Below are 3282 nucleotides of genomic sequence, written 5' to 3' on the forward strand. Positions count from 1 at the left end.
GACGTTGACCATGCGCAGATCGACCTCACCCTCCGTCCATCCATCAACGATCGCCTGCAGCCGCTGTTTAGCTCGTCCGCATTGACTGCAATCAGGAGCAGTGAAGAGCTCGATCTGAATGTACGCCATCAGAAATGAAACCGGGCGCTCAAAATATATCGGGTATCGTTTGGACCGTTCAGACCCTTGACCAGCGCCCCCTCCAGCACCCAGCGTTTGTGGATCGACTGCAATCCAACTGTGGCCTGGTGCACCATTTCCGTACCCTGTTCCCAGCGCCCGCCCAATTCCAGGTCGAGATCCCATTCACTACCGATGCCCCAATCGGCATGCTCCGCCGGGCTGAGACGATACTGCCAAGCAATGTCGTAGCGTGCACGATCTTTGGCATCGCCCAATCCTTCGATCCATAGTGCATCCAGATCCCATTCGTGACGTTTTCGGTAGAAGGTCGCCACCGCTCCGAACTGGAGACGTGCATCCCGTGCGCCATCGCTCGGCAGAATCGCCCCACCCAGCAGGCCAAGCCGGCTGGTGCCTTGCATCGTATCGTCCTGCCAGACGATGTGACGATAGAGGAGACTCAGATCGCCCAGACGATCACCTTCACCGGAGGAGAGACGATAGGGCAGCCCCAGAAACAGGGTCTGTTTCGCACTGATGCCGTATGCCAAGTTACTGGTCAGGCTGTTTGCATTGGTATCACCATTATGTTCATCCACAAAACGCACAACCGTGCCACCCGCCTCTATCGGCAGCGCAACGAATGAGCGAATACCCATTGCGCTAACATCGACCATCAGAACAGTCAACACCAACCCCGCCACAAAGATCTTGTTAGTGATCATTTTGCAGACCCGTCTGGCTGAAGGATGGCTTCGCCCGGGGTAAAGCCAGCAGCAACGATGGCCTTGCGTATCGCCTCGAGATCAGCAGATTCTCCCGGCTTCATGACGATACGCGCCCGCTTGTTCTTCAGACTCACATCGGCGGATTCAACACCCTGGAGCTTGTTCAGCTGTTTCTCCGTGCCATAGACACAGAACGGACAGGTCATCCCTGTCACTTCAATCTCAACCACCTGCGGTTCGTCGGCCCAACTCAGTGGAACGACGAGCAACAGGCCAATCAGCAGTACGATCAACCGGTTCATAAGCAGTACCTCTTGTTGGTGATGGATAGGGTTCAAAGGTCAATCCATAGTCGCAGCGGCAACGCAAAATAGGCGGCGAAAAAACCGATGCCCCAGATGGTCACTGAAACCCAGTAGAGACGCCGGTTCCAGCGCTGGGTCTTATTACAGAGTTCACCCAGTTGAGGATCGCTAGGACAACTGTGTCTGGAGCGATCAAGCAGCCATCCGGACAGCCCCAGCATGAGACCAGAGAATGCAAACACCCATGCCTTGTGCTGGCTCAAGGTGATCAGAAACGGCAAGCTGCTGGTCAGTGCAGCCACCGTTGCCCCAAGTCCCAGCGTGACCAGGATGATCGGCAGGGCGCAACAGACCAGTGTGCCGGTGGTTGCAAACAAGGCCAGCCAGCTCAACCTGCTCTGTCCGGACTCCAGGTGGTCTCTGTTCAAATCGCTTTACCCTTTGGCGCCCAATACTCTCGTCACACGAGCAAGCCTAGAACCTGGAGTTAACTCTAGGTCAAGTTCTCATTGCGATAGCCATCGACGCGACCGGCCAGTTGACTCCGTACTTAGGTACAGTGCTTATACTCTGTCCAGAGTTGAATGAGTGAGGAGAAAAACAGGGTGGAACAGGGCGCAAACAGGAACCGGACACTGATCGCAGCCGCAATGGCGGCAGTGGGCGCTTCAATCTGCTCTGTCGGACCCTTTGTGTTGCTGATGCTGGGCATAAGCGGCGCCTGGATCAGCAACCTCACCGCATTCGAGCCCTACCGGCCTATCTTTATCGGTATCACCCTGCTCTTTCTAGGGCTGGCATTCAGAAAACTCTATCTCCTGCCTGAAACCTGCGAGGTAGGCAAGCCTTGCGCCAAGCCGGCCACGCGGAGAAATCAGCGCATCATTTTCTGGGTGGTGACGGCAAGTCTGGCCGCTCTGATCACCTTCCCATGGTATGGCCCCATGCTGCTGAGCTGAAGAACCACTCTCATAAAGGAGACATGCCCATGTTTCGCCAGATCGCATTTACCTTGCTCCTTGGTTTGATCACCGCAGTGATCACTCCAGCCCAGGCCTCCAGCACGGAGAAGGTGCAAACCATCATCCTCGAAGTTGAAAACATGACGTGCAGTATCTGTCCCATCACCGTCAGAAAGGCTTTGGAAAGGGTGCCCGGAGTAATCAGGACCGAAGCCGGGTAAGACGGAATGAAGAGCCGGACACTATTGGCCACCGGCATCGTCGGCTCGGCCATCACCGCACTCTGCTGCTTCACCCCGCTACTGGCGGTGCTGTTAGGCAGCATTGGACTGGCAGCCCTACTCATCTGGCTCGATTATCTGCTGATCCCGGCGCTGCTGTTTTTTCTTGGCCTGACACTCTATGCGTTGTCTCGACGCGATGGAAAAAAAGGCAGGGAGAGAGGTTGTGAGTAAAGCCCATATCACACTCCACATCACCGGCATGACCTGTGAACACTGCGCCCGCTCTGCCGAGGCAGCACTGAACGCGCTTGCCGGAGTGCGGGCCAGGGTCTCCTTTCATGAGACCTTGGCACGGATAGGAGCCGATACGGAGACTGCAGTCTCTCAGATGCTCGATGTCGTTCGAACAGCCGGTTATGTTGCCGCACTGATCGAAGAGGATAACGACAACGCCGTGCAAACCAGCGATGACGCTGCCTTGCAAATCGCCATCATCGGCAGCGGATCCGGCGCCTTTGCCGCAGCCATCAAGACAGCTGGCGAGGGGGCCAAGGTGACCCTCATCGAAGGGAGAGAAATAATCGGCGGCACCTGCGTCAACCTGGGCTGCGTGCCCTCAAAGATCATGATTCGCGCCGCCCAGACCGCGCAGGTGCAGGCCAGAAATCCGTTCGATGGCCTGCAGAGCCACACCCCGATCATCGATAGAAAACGGCTGGTTAGCCAGCAGCAGGCGCGGGTCGCTGAGTTGCGCCAGGCCAAGTATGAAAGCATCCTGCAGGGCCATCCGGATATCCAGCTCATCCATGGCTGGGCACGGTTTCAGGACTCCCATACCCTGGCCATCACACAAGCCAACGGTAGAGAACTGACACTCAAGGCAGATCGCATCCTGATCGCCAGCGGCGCCCACGCCGCGATTCCCGCCATACCCGGCCTC

At 56.8% G+C, this 3282-nt stretch carries 7 protein-coding genes; 4 read left to right on the forward strand and 3 right to left on the reverse strand.

Going from position 1 to position 3282, the window contains the following annotated elements; translation table 11 throughout:
- Positions 1-128 precede the first annotated feature (128 nt).
- Genes Ga0074115_RS15335 through Ga0074115_RS15345 form a run of 3 tightly spaced genes read right to left on the reverse strand, consistent with a single transcriptional unit; the run spans position 129 to position 1584 of the window.
- Complete coding sequence (locus tag Ga0074115_RS15335) at positions 129-848, reverse strand: hypothetical protein (RefSeq protein WP_057957315.1); 720 nt, start codon at positions 846-848, stop codon at positions 129-131.
- Positions 845-1153 carry a heavy-metal-associated domain-containing protein gene (locus Ga0074115_RS15340; RefSeq protein ID WP_057957316.1) on the reverse strand — a complete coding sequence of 103 codons (309 nt, stop codon included), beginning with the start codon at positions 1151-1153 and terminating at the stop codon, positions 845-847. The genes Ga0074115_RS15335 and Ga0074115_RS15340 overlap by 4 nt, the downstream gene beginning before the upstream one ends.
- Positions 1154-1185: 32 nt before the next feature.
- The gene (locus tag Ga0074115_RS15345; protein ID WP_060528702.1) at positions 1186-1584 is read right to left on the reverse strand and encodes a hypothetical protein; all 399 of its coding nucleotides are present in this window, start codon (positions 1582-1584) and stop codon (positions 1186-1188) included.
- 156 nt (positions 1585-1740) lie between these two features.
- On the opposite strand from Ga0074115_RS15345, the gene Ga0074115_RS15350 reads away from it, so the two are divergent.
- The 4 genes from Ga0074115_RS15350 to Ga0074115_RS15365 all read left to right on the forward strand — a co-directional run.
- Entirely contained in the window at positions 1741-2115 is a 375-nt protein-coding gene (locus Ga0074115_RS15350) for a mercuric transporter MerT family protein (protein WP_057957318.1), read from the forward strand.
- A gap of 29 nt (positions 2116-2144) precedes the next feature.
- On the forward strand, positions 2145-2339 hold the full coding sequence (locus tag Ga0074115_RS15355) for a heavy-metal-associated domain-containing protein (protein ID WP_057957319.1): 195 nt from the start codon (positions 2145-2147) through the stop codon (positions 2337-2339).
- A 6-nt stretch (positions 2340-2345) separates the two neighbouring features.
- On the forward strand, positions 2346-2573 hold the full coding sequence (merF, locus tag Ga0074115_RS15360) for a mercury resistance system transport protein MerF (protein ID WP_057957320.1): 228 nt from the start codon (positions 2346-2348) through the stop codon (positions 2571-2573).
- Positions 2566-3282, forward strand: a 717-nt coding sequence (locus Ga0074115_RS15365; protein ID WP_232433157.1) for an FAD-dependent oxidoreductase, incomplete at its 3' end; no start/stop codon positions are given. The genes merF and Ga0074115_RS15365, both read left to right, overlap by 8 nt.

It is taken from the genome of endosymbiont of Ridgeia piscesae (assembly GCF_001443665.1).
GTDB lineage: Bacteria > Pseudomonadota > Gammaproteobacteria > Chromatiales > Chromatiaceae > Endoriftia > Endoriftia persephonae.

Coding starts and splice junctions, on each gene's coding strand:
- Ga0074115_RS15335 (WP_057957315.1), bottom strand. CDS start 848: ATGATCACTAACAAGATCTTTGTGGCGGGGTTGGTGTTGACTGTTCTG.
- Ga0074115_RS15340 (WP_057957316.1), bottom strand. CDS start 1,153: ATGAACCGGTTGATCGTACTGCTGATTGGCCTGTTGCTCGTCGTTCCA.
- Ga0074115_RS15350 (WP_057957318.1), top strand. CDS start 1,741: ATGAGTGAGGAGAAAAACAGGGTGGAACAGGGCGCAAACAGGAACCGG.
- Ga0074115_RS15355 (WP_057957319.1), top strand. CDS start 2,145: ATGTTTCGCCAGATCGCATTTACCTTGCTCCTTGGTTTGATCACCGCA.
- merF (WP_057957320.1), top strand. CDS start 2,346: ATGAAGAGCCGGACACTATTGGCCACCGGCATCGTCGGCTCGGCCATC.